Here is a 16,702-nt window from a genome sequence, read left to right as displayed (position 1 = left end):
GCTAACAATGGCGTATGTGTTTTGGACAATCATTAAAAAACGCTGGTATGTTTTTGGTATCATGGGTCTGTTTACCTTTATCACGACCGTTCTATCGTGGAACAATACCAATCTATTGTTTACCCAATTACCCTATATCATTCAGCTTCATGAGAAATCATCAACCGATGTCTATGAAATTATGGTATTTCCTCATGCTGAATCAGACGGTCTTATCATAACCAACACCTCTAGCGAAAGGCAACAATTTATTGGGTTGCTAGAGACCACGTTTTTTAGCAATAAGAGTGTAGATAAACTGTATAGAGACAAACAAGGGTATTTGGAAGGCGATAAGGGATTGGCTGAAATGCCTAAATTAGAGCAGTCTGAACTTTCACAGATGCTAGCAGGACACATTTTCCAACCAGAATTTTTTGATGATTTATTGGTGGCAAATACGTCTCCCGAACACTTAAAACAAGCTGAGTTGTTAGCTGAAAAACTAAGAATTAACTTGATGTTTACCTCTCTTAAAAAGCGATTTCAGAGTGAATTAAGGTATTACGGTGGCGGAGCTCTCTTTGCTCTGTTGGTCAACGTGCTGGCATCTGGCTTTGGCTTATTACTGATTTACTGGCTTATCCACTCTCTGTTCATCATCTGTCAAGAAGATATTCGATTATTGAGGATTATTGGCTTATCCAAGTCTCAACTGCATCGGTACTTGCTGTTACTGGTGCTGAGTGCCCCAATGTTTGGAATTTTCCTATCGTTATTATTTATTCACAGCATTTCTGTCGGTCGCACGATACTCATTTGGGATTATATCTATCTATTTAGTTACCAGTTTTTGATCGGACTTATAATATCAAAACTAATCAAAAACCAGCTGAGGAGGTTTCTCGATGCTTGAGTTGAAACAAGTTAAAAAATCCTACAAGGACAAGCAGATTTTTTCAGGCATAGACCTGACAGTTGAAGCGGGTCAAATCGTTTTGCTGATGGGTAAGTCCGGCATTGGGAAGTCAACCCTGCTGGATATGATAGCTGGGGTAAAATCAATGGATGATGGCAGCTATCATTACCGTGGCAATGAGATTTTTTGTCAAGATGATAAGCAGATGAGCCGTTTTCGTAACCGTCATATCGGCTATATCTTACAAGATTTTGCCTTGATTGACGACTATACCGTGCTTGAGAACTTGTTGTTGCCTGCCTTGTATCGTCGTTCAGCAGACAAGTCAAGCCTTGAAGACAAGGCTCGTCAATTAGCTGACCAATTTGAGGTATCAGATGTTCTGGAGACTAAGGTAAAGCGCATCTCGGGCGGTCAAAAACAGCGGGCAGCCATTATCCGTAGTATTCTTTTGGATCCAGATATTATTCTTGCCGATGAACCGACTAGCAATCTTGATGCAGACAACTTTCAGCTGGTCATAGAGTTATTTAACACCTTAAAAGCCGACGGGAAAATCATCATCATCGCTACCCACGATGACCGCTTGACAGCCATAGCCGATAAGGTTTATCAGATTAGTGATTACCGTTTGAAGCTGATGACACGAGGGGGCTCAGATGATGCATGAGTGGCGGATTCGCTTGCTTAACCTCTATACCAGTTTGTTGATGAGTATCTTTTTTCACTGGAAAGAACCAGTAGAAGGCTTGCTTTGGCTGAGCGCCCTTTATCTTCTAAACCTAATCTTTTTTTACATGATGATGCTGTCAAAGCGAAAAGAGTTTCGCATTCATCACCTGTTAGGCAGACCGCACCACCAGCTACTAACGGCATCATTTCTCAGCCAACTCAGATGGCAGTTACTGCCCGTCCTTATCTGGGAGGTTGGTTTGTTCATTATCCTTCCCAGCGACTTTTTTCGCGTTGTCGGTTTATTATTGTTTATTATCGGCGCTATATTGGCTAAACACCTCATGTTAGAGTATATTCTAAAGCACTGACAGTTCATCAGGTGCTTTTTATGTTATACTTATCCCATGGAAAAAATACGTTGTTCTTGGGTGAAAATCAGTAACCCTCTTTATGTTGCTTATCATGACGAGGAGTGGGGACTCCCTCTCCACAACGACCACAAGCTTTTTGAGCTGCTCTGCCTAGAAACCTATCAAGCAGGGCTCTCTTGGGAAACTGTTCTTAACAAGCGTTCGGCTTTTCGCTCAGCTTTTCACGGCTACGCCGTGGATAAGGTGGCTCAGATGACCGACGAGGAGCTGGACCGTCTGCTGGTCAACCCAGACATCATCCGTCACCGAGCCAAACTCTATGCCACACGGCAAAATGCTCGGGCTTTTCAGCGAGTGCAGACTGAGTTTGGCAGCTTTGACCGCTACCTCTGGAGTTGGGTAAATGGTCAACCTCAGGTTAATCCTGTCAGTGACTACAGCCGAGCCCCTACTCAGACGACCTTGTCTCAAGCCTTATCCAAAGACTTGAAAAAACGAGGCTTTACCTTTGTCGGACCAGTCTGTGTTTACTCGTATTTACAGGCTGCGGGGTTGGTTAACGACCATGAAGATACTTGTTTTTGCAAAAATACCCAGTGATTACGAATAACTGATTAGGAGGACTTATGAGAGCAGAGCTGATTACCGTTGGAACAGAGCTATTGACAGGGCAAATCGTCAACACAAACGCCCAGTATTTGGCGGAAAAAATGGCAGAAATTGGCGTAGATGTTTACTTTCAGACAGCGGTCGGCGATAACCGAGACAGGCTGCTGTCGGTGCTTGAACTGGCTAAAGACCGCAGTCAACTAGTCATCCTCTGTGGTGGTTTGGGTCCGACCGAGGATGACTTGACTAAGCAGACCTTGGCTGAGTTTCTGGGGCGAGACTTGATTGCTGATCCAGATGCGATGGCTAAGCTGGACCATTTTTTTGCCAGCCGCCCCACTTATCATCGTACCCCAAATAATGACCGGCAGGCTGAACTGGTTGCAGGTAGTCGCCCCCTGCCCAATCGAACAGGCTTGGCCGTTGGTGGGTTAGTGGAGCAAGGTGGGGTGACCTATGTTGTCCTGCCTGGTCCACCGAGCGAGCTCAAGCCCATGGTGCAAGAACAGCTCTTACCCTTTTTATCAGATGGACAGCGGCTTTACTCCCGTGTTTTACGGTTTATCGGGATTGGGGAGAGTCAACTAGTGACCGTACTCGCAGACCTCATCGCCAATCAGACAGATCCGACCATCGCCCCTTATGCCAAGACAGGCGAGGTCACCCTACGCTTGTCGACCAAGAGTAGTCGTCAAGAGTTGGCAGATGCTGCATTTGACCAGCTGGAGGCGACAATCCTAGCCCATGAGGGGTTAGCGGACTGTCTCTATGGCTATGGCGAGGACAACTCGCTCGCAGCTGTGGTGGTTAATCTCCTCAAGGAGCGCCAGCTGACCTTGACCGCAGCAGAGAGCCTGACAGGCGGGCTCTTGCAAGCAACCCTGACAGAGCAGGCCGGTAGCTCAGCTATTTTCAAAGGTGGTTTCGTCACCTATAGTCTGGAACAAAAGGCGCAGATGCTGGGGATCTCACCTGAGCTGTTACGCCAGCACGGGACAGTATCGGCGGTTGCTGCGGAGGCAATGGCAGAGCAGAGTAGGCGATTGACAGGTAGTGATTTAGGAGTTGCCCTGACGGGTGTAGCTGGACCAGTGGAGCTTGAGGGGCAGAGCGTTGGAACGGTTTATCTAGGACTTGCAACAGAGCATGGCGTCATAAGTCACAAGCTGACCATCGGTGACCGTGGTAGGCAGCATATCCGTCAGATTGCCGTCTTGCACGCCCTAAATCTCGTTCGTCAGGCTATCTGTTCTGACAAAACTATGGTATAATGAAAAAGTGATTAAAAGGAGACAACATGGCTAAAAAACAGACAAAGAAATTAGAAGACATCACTAAAAAATTTGGTGAAGAGCGTGAAAAAGCGCTAAATAAAGCCCTTGAGCAAATCGAAAAGGACTTTGGTAAAGGTGCCATTATGAAGCTCGGCGAGCGAGCGGAGCAAAAGGTTCAAGTGATTAGTTCAGGTTCTCTGGCCTTGGACATTGCTTTGGGTGCAGGTGGGTATCCCAAAGGGCGGATTATCGAGATTTATGGACCGGAAAGCTCTGGTAAGACAACTGTTGCTTTGCATGCGGTAGCTCAAGTTCAAAAAGAAGGTGGCATCGCAGCCTTTATTGATGCGGAGCATGCGCTCGACCCTATTTATGCTCAAGCGCTGGGCGTTAATATTGATGAACTGCTCCTTTCTCAGCCAGACTCCGGAGAGCAGGGGCTAGAAATTGCAGGCAAGCTCATCGAATCAGGTGCGGTGGACTTGGTGGTTATTGACTCAGTAGCTGCTCTAGTACCGCGTGCAGAAATTGATGGTGACATCGGTGATAATCATGTCGGCTTGCAGGCTCGGATGATGAGTCAGGCCATGCGTAAACTAGGTGCCTCTATCAACAAAACCAAAACGATTGCTATCTTTATCAACCAGCTCCGTGAAAAAGTTGGTGTTATGTTCGGTAGTCCTGAGACCACACCTGGTGGACGTGCCCTTAAATTCTATGCTTCTGTTCGTCTAGACGTTCGTGGGTCAAGCCAAATTAAGGGGACAGGTGATCAGAAAGACCAGAGCATCGGTAAGGAAACGAAGATCAAAGTTGTCAAAAATAAGGTTGCGCCACCATTTAAGGAAGCTCTTGTTGAGATCATGTTCGGCGAGGGGATTTCACAGACTGGTGAACTTTTGACTATTGCTACGAACTTGGATATTATTAAAAAATCAGGTGCGTGGTATTCTTATAATGATCAAAAAATTGGTCAGGGATCTGAAAAAGCTAAGGATTTCCTCAAAGAGAACCCTGACATCTTTGCAGAAATTGACCGCAAGGTACGACTTCACTACGGTCTGATTGAACCTGAAGAAGGTGAAAACCTGCCTGCCATCGAGACCGAAGGCAAGAAAACGGCTAAAGGCAAGAAAAAAGAAGCTGACGAGGTTATCGAAGAGGAGGATACCCTCTTGGAACTTGACCTTGACGATGACGATATCGATCTGGAGGACTAAAACAAGCCAGTGGCTTGTTTTAGGTCGAGGCAAAAAAATTGAAAAGCCGAGATAAGCCAGTGGCTTGTTTTAGGTCGAGGCAAAAAAAATTGAAAAGCCGAGACAAGCCAGTGGCTTGTTTTAGGTCGAGGCAAAAAAAATTGAAAAGCCGAGACAAGCCAGTGGCTTGTTTTAGGTCTTGCCCCGACAATACGATAGGCACGATAAGCCAGTGACTTGTTTTAGGTCTTGCCATCAGAAGTTGAAGTGACTGTTGTACTTATCTCGGGTCTTGCCATCAGAAGTTGAAGTGACTGTTGTACTTATCTCGGGTTACTGTTAACCCTAAAAAACTGGTTTTTTAGCTTGTCGTAAAAATAGGTCTAAAGACCTACGACCAGTGTCTTAGCTTTGTGTTATAATGGTAGTATGACTTGATAGAAAGGTGGATCAGTAATGATTACGATTTATACCATCTCCAGTTGCACCTCATGTAAAAAAGCAAAAACTTGGTTAAACAGCCACAAACTACCATATAAAGAACAAAATATTGGCAAGGAACCCTTGACAAAGGCAGAAATTCTCGATATCTTATCAAAAACCGAAAACGGTGTTGATAGCATCATTTCGTCGAAAAATCGTTATGTCAAGGCTCTTGATTTGGATGTTAACGACTTGAGCCTCAATCAAGTGATTGAATTGATTCAAGAAAATCCTCGTATTTTGAAAAGTCCGATTTTAGTAGATAACAAACGCCTACAGGTTGGCTACAAAGAAGATGACATTCGCATTTTCTTGCCACGTTCGGTGCGTGATGTTGAAAATTCGGAAGCTCGTTTGCGGGCTGCTTTATAGGTTATTAAAGGTTGGTTGACGCAGTGGTTCACCCAGCCTTTTTATCTATCAATCTGATTTGCTTAGCTTGGAGAAAAATCGCTAGCAATGTTCGGTGACGAAAGGATAGCATGTCCTTGAAAATATTATAAAAATAAGGTATAATAGTTAATAAGATAAGGAAAGAAGGGGACGTTATGGGATTTACAGAAGATACTGTCCGTTTTCAACTGGATGACGGCAATAAAAAAGAAATTAGCGAGACCTTGGCGTCTGTCTATCGCTCGTTGAGCGAAAAAGGCTATCAGCCGATTAACCAAATCGTAGGCTATGTCCTGAGTGGGGACCCAGCTTATGTCCCACGCTATAACGATGCTAGAAATCAAATTCGTAAATACGAGCGTGATGAATTGGTTGAAGAGTTGGTTCGCTTTTACCTGAAAGGCAATGGGATAGACCTCTGATGCGAGTAATGGGATTGGATGTTGGCTCAAAGACTGTCGGAGTGGCGATTAGTGACCCGCTAGGGTTTACAGCTCAGGGTGTGGAAATTATTCCAATTAACGAGGATAACGGTGAGTTTGGTTTGGATCGCCTAGCAGAGTTGGTCAAGAACTATCAAGTGACCAAGTTCGTCGTCGGTCTGCCAAAGAACATGAATAACAGCCTCGGTCCTCGTGCCGAAGCGAGTCAGGCTTACGGGGAACTCCTTATTGAACGGTTTGGGTTGCCTGTTGATTATCAAGATGAGCGACTAACCACCGTTCAAGCAGAGCGGCTCTTAATTGAGCAAGCAGATGTCAGCCGTAACAAGCGTAAAAAAGTTATTGATAAATTAGCTGCTCAGCTAATTTTGCAGAACTACCTTGACCGGTCGTTCTAGGAAATAAAGGAGAAACTATGTCACATAACCATGAACACGATCACGATGTGATTACCCTCGTTGATGAAGAGGGCAACGAAACCCTCTTTGAAATTTTGTTGACCATTGATGGTCGAGAAGAATTCGGTAAGAACTATGTCCTCCTAGTGCCAGCAGGTGCAGAGGCAGATGAAACAGGTGAGATTGAGATTCAAGCTTACTCTTACACAGAAAATGAAGATGGTACAGAAGGCGACTTGTTGCCAATTCCTGAAGATTCTGATGCTGAGTGGGATATGATCGAAGAAGTCTTCAACAGCTTTGTTGATGAAGAATAGTAAAAAACGGTCTAGCGCCGTTTTTTATCTGGCTATAACCGATTCAAGGCTAGCTTATGCTGGTCTTTTTTAGTTAGTAAAAAGCTGAAAAAGGTGATATAATGAAAGATACAAACGGAGCATACAAAATAGGATAAAAGTATTTGGTGAAACCAAATTCCAGAAAACACGTGTAAAAATGCCTATTAGGTGCTGAGGATAGGCGGATTGTCCAGACGAGAAATTGGAAATCCGATTATTGGGCTTGAGGCTTGGATAATGCAGGGTGTTGAATGCCCAGTTTTTTAAGTTTGACAGCAAGCTATACAAGAACTACAAATGAATAAGGAGATATGTCGTGAGTGAACATTTTCTAAACCCCGAGGATTGGGACAAATTGCTTGAGGCGCCACTTGCGGAGCGACCAAAGAAAAGATTAAGAGATTACAGAGTGCCCCTATCGCATCAATTTCTCCTGATGCTGTGGAGTACGGTTGTATCTCTCATGTCTTTCGTTCCCCTTTACATCAGTACCTCGGCAGATGGTCCGCAAAGCCAGATTTTTTACATGGCTTGGGGGATTACTCAAGGGCAACTGCCTTATGTTTCGATTTTTAGCCGATCTGGACTTCTTTACAGTGCTTTGGTTGCTGCAACCACATTCCTAGGTGGACTTCAGTGGATGATGCTAATGCAGCTTGGGTGTTTATACCTATCAGGGATTTACCTGTTTAAACTGGTGTCTTATTGGACAGGGGATAACCGACAGGCGCTAGGCTTATCTGGGTTCTTCTACGCGGTCAATGCCGTTGCTGGATTCGGTGGCTTTCTTCCCGTTCAGCTGTCGACTCCCTTTGTTTTGATTGGTTTATGGTTATTGGTGACCTATTTAGATGACTGGCGGCGCGATGAAATTTTTATCACTTATGGCCTGGTGTCTGCCTTGGCTTTAGCTTTGGAGCCTCGGACATTAGTGTTTTGGTTGCTCAGTTTTGTCGTTTTCACCGGTTCCAATATCGCTAAAAAACGTTGGGCTAGAGGGTTCTATCAACAATTAGCCATGGTGTTCGGTATCATTTTAATCATCTACCCATTGGCCTATATTGCGGTTAACTTGGATTTGTTGACACCCTATCTTGAGCAAGCCTTTATTGGGAACTTCAGCAGCTTGTCCGACATTGGCACGATGAGTTTTCTGCCTATGGGGGTCAATGCCGCCTTTGCCCTTGGGTTGGGGCTATTGACAGGTTTGCTCTTTTTGCCGAAAGTTTTTCGACACATGGCAGAGCAGAAGGCAAGTGTTGTTTTGCTGGCGTTGCTGACCTTGAGTTACTTAATTGTGGCCGTACTTGGGCAATCTTGGTCATTTACAGATTTATTGCTGCTACTGCCGTTTGGCCTGTTACTAACAGGTCTGGGCTTGGCTGATGAGAAAACGACTTTGGCAACCAGCCGTTCAGCCCGTCGTCAGAAGTTAGCCTCCTCATCGGTTGGTCTGTTGAAAAGCCATGCTTATCTTCCTGCGGTATTGCTTTTAGTTGGGCTAGTCTGGCGCTTGTCTCCTATCTTGACAGAACAAGCTGTTCAAGCTGAAAGAGAGCAGATAGCTCAGTATCTGTCTAGCGAGGTAACTGGTGAAACATCGATCTACGCTTGGGATAAATCCGCGACAATTTATCTGGACAGTCACCTGACCTCGGCAAGTCAGATTCCCATTATCACCGCTTATCCCATGACTCAAACCACTCAGCAACAGGTTGTTGATGAGCTGTTGCGAGGGCAGGCAAGCTTTGTCATTGTTAACAAGTCCCTTCCTCTCCCTGAACAATTACAGGAGAAGTTGGATAAGGATTACCAGCACCTGTCATCACCCCAGTTTACTTATTTTAACTTCTACCAGAAATAGTAAAAATCAATATCTTGTGTCTTTTTAAAAAATAGACCACAAGATATTGATTTTTTTTGCTGTTCTTGCTATAATGGAGAAAAAGTGAATTTGCTAACAAGGTGGGTGTCAATATCATGAGACAACTGATGGTTATTAAACGAGACGGCAGGCAGCAATTATTTGATACTGATAAACTGTATCGGAGTTTAGTAAAGGCTGCGAGGTATTATGAATCTTTTGAACAAGAGCAGTTAAGGGAGTTCTGCCAGCAGATTTGTGATGCAGTAGGTCAGAAAATCAGTCAGTCTGAACAAGACAACATCAGTTCAGGCGAAATTCAAACATTATTGTTAGAAATCTTGCAGACGGCTGGTTATGGCGAGCTAGCAGAGAGCATGCTAACATATGCTAGTGAAGAGGCGAAGGCATTTGCAGCAGCGACAGATATGGGGCAGGCGCTCAACCGTTTGGCAACGGCTGATAGTAGCCTTGTCCATGAAAACGCCAATAAGGATGCTCGGGTGTTTAACACTCAGCGGGATTTGACGGCTGGTTTAGTCGCAAAAAGCTTTGGGCTGTCACTCTTACCCCCTCATGTGGCCAAAGCTCATCAACGTGGACACTTGCACTACCATGATTTGGATTATAGCCCCTATACGACCATGACCAACTGCTGTCTGATTGATTTTGCCAATATGCTTGAAAACGGCTTTCGGATTGGTAACGCTGACGTGGAGAGTCCCAAGTCTATCCAGACAGCGACAGCGCAGATGTCTCAAATCATCGCCAATGTCGCTTCCAGTCAATACGGGGGCTGCTCAGCTGACCGTGTCGATGAATTGTTAGCCCCTTATGCTCAACTCAATTATAACAAGCACCGCCTTGAAGGGGAAAAATGGCTGAGCCCTGACCAGGTCGATGCCTATGCCAAGGAAAAGACGGTCAAGGACATTTACGATGCCATGCAGAGCTTGGAATATGAGATTAACACCCTCTTTAGTTCCAACGGTCAAACGCCGTTTGTCTCTCTGGGATTTGGTCTAGGGACCAGCTGGTTAGAACGAGAAATCCAGCGTGCTATCCTCCAAATCCGCTTAAAAGGTCTGGGTCGCGAAGGCCGCACAGCTATTTTCCCAAAACTCATCTATACCCTCAAACGAGGGCTTAATCTGGAACCTGATAGCCCCAACTACGACATCAAGCAACTGGCGCTGGCCTGTGCCACCAAGCGGATGTACCCTGACATCTTATCCTATGATCAGGTGATTGAGCTGACCGGCTCCTTCAAGGTGCCGATGGGCTGCCGTTCCTTTTTGCAGGGCTGGACAGATGAGAACGGTCAAGAGGTCAACTCTGGTCGGATGAATCTCGGGGTGGTCACCCTCAATCTTCCGCGGATTGCTTTAGAGTCTTTTGGTGACTTGTCACGTTTTTGGCGGCTCTTGGAGGAGCGCCTGACCACCGCACATGATGCTTTGGTCTACCGTGTCCAGCGCGTCAAGGAAGCTAGCCCGACAAACGCGCCTATTCTCTACCAGCACGGCGCCTTCGGCCGCCGCTTAGCCGAGAACGATGCAGTTGATGAGGTGTTCAAGAACCGTCGAGCGACCATTTCACTGGGCTATATCGGTCTTTATGAGGTGGCGACGGTCTTTTATGGGGCAAATTGGGAGACCAATAGCAGAGCGAAGGCCTTTACCTTGGACATTATCCGCCAGTTCAAGCAGGCATGCGAGACCTGGTCAGAGCAGTATGGCTACCATTTTTCGGTCTATTCCACACCCTCAGAGAGTTTAACCGATCGGTTTTGTCGCTTAGATACCGAGCAATTTGGGTGTGTCAAAGACATCACTGACAAGGGGTATTACACCAACTCCTTCCATTACGACGTGCGCAAGAACCCAACGCCATTTGACAAACTGGACTTTGAAAAAGATTACCCAGCAGCAGGTGCTAGTGGTGGCTTTATCCACTACTGCGAGTACCCTGTTCTCCAGCAAAATCCCAAGGCTCTGGAAGCCGTCTGGGACTACGCCTATGACCGTGTTGGCTATTTGGGAACCAATACCCCAATCGACAAATGCTACAAATGTCAGTTTGAGGGGGACTTTGAGCCGACTGAGCGAGGCTTCCAGTGCCCAGACTGTGGCAATACGGATCCCAAAACTGTCGATGTGGTCAAGCGCACCTGCGGTTATTTGGGCAATCCCCAAGCCCGTCCCATGGTCGCTGGTCGCCACAAGGAAATTGTTGCCCGAGTCAAACACATGAATGCCTCTAGCTTATAAAACCTGAAAGGAGCGACCATGAATAATCCCAAGCCCCAAGAATGGAAAAGTGACGAGCTAAGTCATGGGCACATCATGGATTACAAGGCTTTTAACATGGTAGATGGTGAGGGGGTAAGGTGCAGCCTCTATGTGTCGGGCTGCCTCTTTCATTGTGAGGGCTGTTATAACGTTGCCACGTGGAACTTTAGGGCAGGTATGCCCTATACGCAGGAGCTTGAGGAGCAGATAATGGCTGATTTAGCCAAGCCCTATGTGCAAGGCTTGACCCTGCTCGGAGGCGAACCCTTTCTTAACACAGGGATTCTCCTTCCCTTGGTTAAGCGGATTCGTAAGGAACTGCCTGATAAAGACATCTGGTCTTGGACAGGCTACACTTGGGAGGAACTGCAGCTAGAAACCGAGGACAAGCTAGAACTGCTCAGTTTCCTCGATATTTTGGTTGATGGACGATATGACCGCAGCAAGCGCAATCTCCGCCTACAGTTTCGCGGGTCATCTAACCAACGCATCATTGATGTCCCAACGTCGTTAGCAACTGGTGAAGTTGTCCTGTGGTCGAGGTTGCAGGAGATGGAGTAACTTTTGACGAACCATTGACAATATGATAAGCTAGAGGTCACATCAAATCAACCACAGAGGAGACAATTATGGGAAAATACCAACTCGACTACAAGGGACAGGCGCAGGTGACTAGGTTTCACGAGAAACATTCGACAGGCAAATCTGATAAAACCGACAAACTCAAAGACCTGAAGGCCCAGTTTGTCGCTAAGACTAAGAAAGGGAGCAAGGGATGAGAATCGGCATTGTTGGTATTGGCGGCATTTGCCAGAAAGCCTACCTGCCCTACCTGCGGCAGCTGACAGGGGTGGAGTGGCATCTTTTTACCCGCAATCAAGCAGTATTGACAGAGACAGCTAGCCTCTTTGGAGCAGCCAAAACCTACCAAACCCTAGAAGGCTTGCTGGCGGTGGAACTGGATGGGGTCATGATTCACGCAGCGACAGTGGCACATGTGGAGCTGGCTAGCCAGTTTCTGCGGCGGGGGATTCCTGTCTACATGGACAAGCCTTTGGCAGAGGACTACGAGGCGGCGCGCCAGCTTTATGCCTTGGCTGAAAAGCACAACACCTTTCTTATGGCAGGCTTCAATCGCCGCTTTGCCCCTCGAGTGACAGAGCTGGCCCAGCTCACGGACAAGACCCATATCCGTGTCGAGAAAAACGACACCAACCGTCCTGCCGACTTGACCTTCAAGCTCTATGACCTCTTTATCCACCCGTTAGATACGGCGCTTTTTTTGGCAAATGGTCGAGCTGTCTCTGGGGATTTTCGCTACTACCTGACGCCATCAGGACAGTTGCGACAGGTCGCTGTCACACTGGAAACCGACCAAGCTGAGCTGATTCACATTGGTATGAACCTGCAAGCAGGCTCTCGCCATGAGGTCATGGACATCCAAACCCCACAAGCCACCTACCAGCTGGAAAATCTGGATAAGCTGACCATCATCGAGGGCGATGACCAAGAGACCAAGGGCTTTGGTTCCTGGGATACGACCCTCTACAAACGAGGGTTTGAGAGCATTGTTGACGCCTTTTTGACGGCTATCAAGACCAAGCAAAATCCTGTAGACCCTACTAGCAGTTTGCTCAGCCATTGGCTCTGCCACCAAATCAACCACAGTAAAACCAGCAGCGGTCAGCTCCAGCTAACCCTGCCAGAATAGGAGGACTATTATGATGCAGCTAAGACGACCAACCCTAGCCGATCAAGCGGCTGTCGAGGAGATGATGGCGGAGTTTATCGCCACAGGTTCTGCGACCGATGGCGGCTTTTGGAATCCAGAGAACTTTGACTATACTGACTGGCTCCAGTACAATGTCGACGCAGAGATGGGGCTCAATATCCCAGCGGAGTTTGTTCCAGCTGTCCAGTTTATCTCTTTTGATGAGGCTGGGCGAGCCTTGGGCTTTCTTCATCTTCGTCTACGGCTCAATGACTTCCTGCTACAGCAAGGCGGGCATATCGGCTATTCCATCAGACCGAGCGAGCGGGGTAAGGGGTACGCTAAGGAGCAGTTGCGGTTGGGTCTTTTAGAGTGCCCACAGAAAAACATTCACCGCGTGCTGATTACCTGTTCCACGGAAAATTCAGCCAGCCGAGCGACGATTTTAGCCAACGGTGGCGTGTTGGAAGACGTGCGTGAGGGCACAGAGCGGTATTGGGTTGAGGTGTGAGATGTATCTGAGACGACCATGTCTGGCGGATAAGTCGGCTTTTTTAGAGATGTTAGCAGAGTTTGACGCCGCTAATAGTCCATTTGTCGGAGCGATTAGCAGCTGGACTGCTGCAAACGGAAATTTTGAAGCTTGGCTTCAGCTGATACGAGAGCAGGAACAAGCAGATATCTTAGGCAGGGGCATTGGGCGATTTGTGCATCTGCTTAGTTTCGGTGACAGCGGAGACTTACTCGGTATTTTCTCCTTTAGTAAGGATACCACCCCAGCAATTGTTGACAAGTATGGGCATATTGGCTATTCGATTCGTCCATCTAAACGTGGAAAGGGTTATGGGAATACCCAGCTAAAGCTAGGGCTACTTGAGCTCAAACAGTTAGGCTTGAAACGACTAATACTTATCTGTGATGCTGATAACCAACAAAGTCGACAAATGATTTTGGGTAATGGTGGACATTATGAAAAAACGGTCAACCATGATGAATTTTATTGGATTGACCTAACTTGAGATGAAAGTTGACGATAAAAAGAGCCTACGAGGCTCTTTTTGTGCATTATCTCGATAACGTGTGGTTAAGTCTGAGGATAGGGATACCCCAAGTGCTCATAGGCTTTTTGGGTAGCGACCCGACCAGACTTGGTACGGATGATAAACCCCTGCTGAATCAGGTAAGGTTCATACATGTCCTCGACCGTCTCACGTTCCTCGGCGATGTTCACCGCCAGTGTTCCCAGCCCGACCGGACCACCACGATAAACCTCAATCATGGTGCGCAGGATTTTCTGGTCGACATAGTCTAGCCCCTCCTGATCCACGTCTAACATAGTCAAGGCTTTATCAGTTACCTGATCGTCAATTTGCCCGTCGCCCATAATTTGGGCGAAATCCCGCACTCGCTTGAGCAGGCGGTTAGCGATACGGGGGGTTCCACGGCTTCGCCGTGCCAATTGCTGAGCAGCCTCGTGGGTGATGTCAGCTTCAAAGATGTCAGCCGTCCGTTCAACGATTTCCGTCAGGTCCTCCAAGGCATAATATTCCATGTGCCCAGAGATACCAAACCGAGCGCGCAGCGGATTGGATAGCATCCCAGCCCGTGTCGTTGCCCCAATCAAGGTAAAAGGAGGCAATTCCAGATGGACAGCTCGGCTATTTTCCCCCTGCCCAATCATAATATCGACATAAAAATCCTCCATCGCCGAGTAGAGCACCTCTTCGACAACCATGGGCATGCGGTGAATCTCGTCAATGAAAAGCACATCACCTGGCTCCAGATCGTTAAGGATAGCGACCAAATCACCAGGTTTCTCAATGACAGGACCGCTAGTTTGTTTGAGATTGACCCCCAGCTCGTTAGCGATCACCGCTGCCATGGTCGTTTTCCCAAGACCCGGAGGACCAAAGAGTAGGACATGATCCAGGGCTTCGTCACGCAGTTTGGCAGCCTTGATAAAAATTTCCAGCTGCTCCTTAACCTTGTCCTGACCGATGTACTCTCGAAAATACTGGGGACGGAGTGTACGTTCAACCGCCTCCTCCCCAGACAGTTGTTGCTTGTCTAGTAGATTGTTCATGAAAATAGTATAGCAGAAAAGTAGCCATTAGGCTACTTAACACAATTATAGGAACCACCAAGTGTCCTCACCGAACCGACCAAAGAATGAGCGGATAGAAGAAAAAGCAGAAGCAAAATTAAACATATGAAATCTCCTTTTAATAAAAAGTTGTAATTTATCTTACACCTAATTATACGCAAACTAACAATAAAAAAATAGGACGAAAAAGTCCTATTTTAGTTCAAATGGCCAGTATCTTTCTTCCATTCGTTGGTTAGTTTCTGGTCAAGAAATTTATCGTTAGTCATTTCAGCAAACAACCTAGCCTTTCTATAACAATCCGTTGCTTTTTCCAAATTTCCCAAAACGCTTAAACGGTATTTCCATTCTACTAAACAAAGAACAGGTAGTTTTTGGAAGTCCTGTGTTTTGAACATGATATGTTCAACTTGTTTTAAAATTTCTTCGACGAATTCGGAATTCTTAAGTCGTGTAGCTATATAAATAATTTGCAAAAATAAATTATTTAACAAGAATAAGTAATCCAGTGGTAGAAGTTCAGCGTGTTTGACAAGGTTAGACACAATATGTTTGTAAGTCTCCCTGCTATAAAATTTAGGGCTGAAGTCCGAAGTAATGCCACAAGTAAAATAAAGATTAATAAGTATTAAATCATTTATTGTGTATTCTGTTTTAATTTTTACTTGCTCAAAATAATCCTCTAATAAACCTTCCCCGAAATCAGTTTGGTTAGAAAGAGCAACGTCAATTTGTGCTTGCAGGCAATCAATGATTAATTTCTCTTCATCTGGTAATTCATCGTAGAAATTAACTAGGACTTCGTCAAAAAATTGTTCGCGTTCGCTTAGTTTGCTTGGCTCAGTATACGTCTGTGTCCTCAATAATAAATATTTCAACTCTTTATAGCGCGTTGGCAATTCAAAACTCTCATCGGTTAAATCACCGATTTTAACCCCTAGTCGATTGGCGATAAATTGAACCTTAGCCAATGTAGGTGTTGATTTACCTGTTTCGATGCGTGTTAGCTGGCGCACAGATAGTTCGCTCTCATCACCACAAAAGGCCTCTTTAGTTATCTTTTGAGCCTGTCGTAATGATTTAACCTTTTTTCCAAACTCCATGAATACCTCTTTGGCGTATGTTTTTTCATAATTATAGCTTTTTTGTAAGAATTTTTCAAGATTTCAGACATATTATTTAGTTATAGTCTGTTATAGTTTTTAACTATAATACATTAAACAAAATTAAATAGTAGTATCTAAACTAAAAACCGAATCTAGAGAAATCTAACTTTCTGGGTTTATTTCCTAGTTGCTTAACTAGGAGCATATCACTCACCCTCAAGATGTTTGATTAATTTTTTCACTTTTGTAATGATGTTCTTTTTCCCTTTAAAAGCATTTCCGGAAGCGAGTTTTTGGACAAGATTCCACTCTTCGTTAGTAAGTAATTTTTTGATCCTATCGAGACTATCTTTAAAGCAGACGAACTCGTCAAGCAACATTTCAGGATTAGGAATAAGGTGAGCGACCTCGCTAATATCTTCGTAAGAGAGTTTATTCAACTGCCTCTTTTTAGACTCCTGTTTTCTTAATTCATCATTCACAAGATTAGAGAACTTAGTTTTAAAGTAGACTCTAAGTTTTTCCTGATTATCGCATAAGTCAGG

At 45.6% G+C, this 16,702-nt stretch carries 20 protein-coding genes; 17 read left to right on the top strand and 3 right to left on the bottom strand.

Going from position 1 to position 16,702, the window contains the following annotated elements; all coding sequences use genetic code 11:
- The first annotated feature begins 7 nt into the window (after positions 1 to 7).
- From A3GW_RS0104475 to A3GW_RS0104395, 17 genes are all read left to right on the top strand, one after another.
- Entirely contained in the window at positions 8 to 895 is an 888-nt protein-coding gene (locus tag A3GW_RS0104475) for a hypothetical protein (protein ID WP_018368122.1), read from the top strand.
- Positions 888 to 1,568 (top strand): ABC transporter ATP-binding protein, encoded by a 681-nt coding sequence (locus A3GW_RS0104470; protein WP_018368121.1) that lies wholly within the window; start codon positions 888 to 890, stop codon positions 1,566 to 1,568. Before A3GW_RS0104475 ends, A3GW_RS0104470 begins: the two co-directional genes overlap by 8 nt.
- Positions 1,558 to 1,941, top strand: a complete 384-nt coding sequence (locus A3GW_RS0104465) for a hypothetical protein (protein WP_018368120.1) — start codon at positions 1,558 to 1,560, stop codon at positions 1,939 to 1,941. Before A3GW_RS0104470 ends, A3GW_RS0104465 begins: the two co-directional genes overlap by 11 nt.
- Before the next feature lie 36 nt (positions 1,942 to 1,977).
- Entirely contained in the window at positions 1,978 to 2,544 is a 567-nt protein-coding gene (locus A3GW_RS0104460; RefSeq protein WP_026216596.1) for a DNA-3-methyladenine glycosylase I, read from the top strand.
- A gap of 26 nt (positions 2,545 to 2,570) precedes the next feature.
- Positions 2,571 to 3,824 (top strand): competence/damage-inducible protein A, encoded by a 1,254-nt coding sequence (locus A3GW_RS0104455; protein WP_018368118.1) that lies wholly within the window; start codon positions 2,571 to 2,573, stop codon positions 3,822 to 3,824.
- Between the two features lie 26 nt (positions 3,825 to 3,850).
- The gene (recA, locus tag A3GW_RS0104450; protein WP_018368117.1) at positions 3,851 to 5,047 is read left to right on the top strand and encodes a recombinase RecA; all 1,197 of its coding nucleotides are present in this window, start codon (positions 3,851 to 3,853) and stop codon (positions 5,045 to 5,047) included.
- 435 nt (positions 5,048 to 5,482) lie between these two features.
- On the top strand, positions 5,483 to 5,881 hold the full coding sequence (gene spx, locus A3GW_RS0104445) for a transcriptional regulator Spx (protein ID WP_018368116.1): 399 nt from the start codon (positions 5,483 to 5,485) through the stop codon (positions 5,879 to 5,881).
- A 176-nt stretch (positions 5,882 to 6,057) separates the two neighbouring features.
- Positions 6,058 to 6,324 (top strand): IreB family regulatory phosphoprotein, encoded by a 267-nt coding sequence (locus A3GW_RS0104440; RefSeq protein ID WP_018368115.1) that lies wholly within the window; start codon positions 6,058 to 6,060, stop codon positions 6,322 to 6,324.
- The gene (gene ruvX, locus A3GW_RS0104435; RefSeq protein WP_018368114.1) at positions 6,324 to 6,743 is read left to right on the top strand and encodes a Holliday junction resolvase RuvX; all 420 of its coding nucleotides are present in this window, start codon (positions 6,324 to 6,326) and stop codon (positions 6,741 to 6,743) included. Before A3GW_RS0104440 ends, ruvX begins: the two co-directional genes overlap by 1 nt.
- A gap of 17 nt (positions 6,744 to 6,760) precedes the next feature.
- Positions 6,761 to 7,060 carry a DUF1292 domain-containing protein gene (locus A3GW_RS0104430; RefSeq protein ID WP_018368113.1) on the top strand — a complete coding sequence of 100 codons (300 nt, stop codon included), beginning with the start codon at positions 6,761 to 6,763 and terminating at the stop codon, positions 7,058 to 7,060.
- Positions 7,061 to 7,397: 337 nt separating this feature from the next.
- On the top strand, positions 7,398 to 8,945 hold the full coding sequence (locus tag A3GW_RS0104425; protein ID WP_026216595.1) for a hypothetical protein: 1,548 nt from the start codon (positions 7,398 to 7,400) through the stop codon (positions 8,943 to 8,945).
- 128 nt (positions 8,946 to 9,073) lie between these two features.
- Positions 9,074 to 11,215: an anaerobic ribonucleoside-triphosphate reductase gene (gene nrdD / locus A3GW_RS0104420; RefSeq protein ID WP_419757099.1), complete on the top strand. Its 2,142-nt coding sequence runs from the start codon at positions 9,074 to 9,076 to the stop codon at positions 11,213 to 11,215.
- 18 nt (positions 11,216 to 11,233) lie between these two features.
- The gene (gene nrdG / locus A3GW_RS0104415; protein WP_018368110.1) at positions 11,234 to 11,797 is read left to right on the top strand and encodes an anaerobic ribonucleoside-triphosphate reductase activating protein; all 564 of its coding nucleotides are present in this window, start codon (positions 11,234 to 11,236) and stop codon (positions 11,795 to 11,797) included.
- A 68-nt stretch (positions 11,798 to 11,865) separates the two neighbouring features.
- Complete coding sequence (locus tag A3GW_RS11820; RefSeq protein WP_018368109.1) at positions 11,866 to 12,015, top strand: hypothetical protein; 150 nt, start codon at positions 11,866 to 11,868, stop codon at positions 12,013 to 12,015.
- Positions 12,012 to 12,947, top strand: a complete 936-nt coding sequence (locus tag A3GW_RS0104405) for a Gfo/Idh/MocA family protein (protein WP_018368108.1) — start codon at positions 12,012 to 12,014, stop codon at positions 12,945 to 12,947. Before A3GW_RS11820 ends, A3GW_RS0104405 begins: the two co-directional genes overlap by 4 nt.
- Positions 12,948 to 12,960: 13 nt before the next feature.
- The gene (locus tag A3GW_RS0104400) at positions 12,961 to 13,458 is read left to right on the top strand and encodes a GNAT family N-acetyltransferase (protein WP_026216593.1); all 498 of its coding nucleotides are present in this window, start codon (positions 12,961 to 12,963) and stop codon (positions 13,456 to 13,458) included.
- A 1-nt stretch (position 13,459) separates the two neighbouring features.
- The gene (locus A3GW_RS0104395; protein ID WP_018368106.1) at positions 13,460 to 13,966 is read left to right on the top strand and encodes a GNAT family N-acetyltransferase; all 507 of its coding nucleotides are present in this window, start codon (positions 13,460 to 13,462) and stop codon (positions 13,964 to 13,966) included.
- A gap of 65 nt (positions 13,967 to 14,031) precedes the next feature.
- Here the strand turns inward: A3GW_RS0104395 and ruvB are convergent, their stop codons facing one another.
- From ruvB to A3GW_RS0104380, 3 genes are all read right to left on the bottom strand, one after another.
- Complete coding sequence (gene ruvB / locus A3GW_RS0104390) at positions 14,032 to 15,030, bottom strand: Holliday junction branch migration DNA helicase RuvB (protein ID WP_018368105.1); 999 nt, start codon at positions 15,028 to 15,030, stop codon at positions 14,032 to 14,034.
- A 218-nt stretch (positions 15,031 to 15,248) separates the two neighbouring features.
- Positions 15,249 to 16,154 (bottom strand): helix-turn-helix domain-containing protein, encoded by a 906-nt coding sequence (locus tag A3GW_RS0104385; RefSeq protein WP_018368104.1) that lies wholly within the window; start codon positions 16,152 to 16,154, stop codon positions 15,249 to 15,251.
- A 209-nt stretch (positions 16,155 to 16,363) separates the two neighbouring features.
- The coding region (locus A3GW_RS0104380; protein WP_018368103.1) for a hypothetical protein at positions 16,364 to 16,702 on the bottom strand (339 nt) is incomplete at its 5' end.

This window comes from Streptococcus entericus DSM 14446 (assembly GCF_000380025.1).
In the GTDB taxonomy this organism is placed as follows: Bacteria; Bacillota; Bacilli; order Lactobacillales; family Streptococcaceae; genus Streptococcus; species Streptococcus entericus.
Note: the sequence above shows the minus strand (reverse complement) of the source record. Positions and strands in the feature narration are given on the sequence as shown.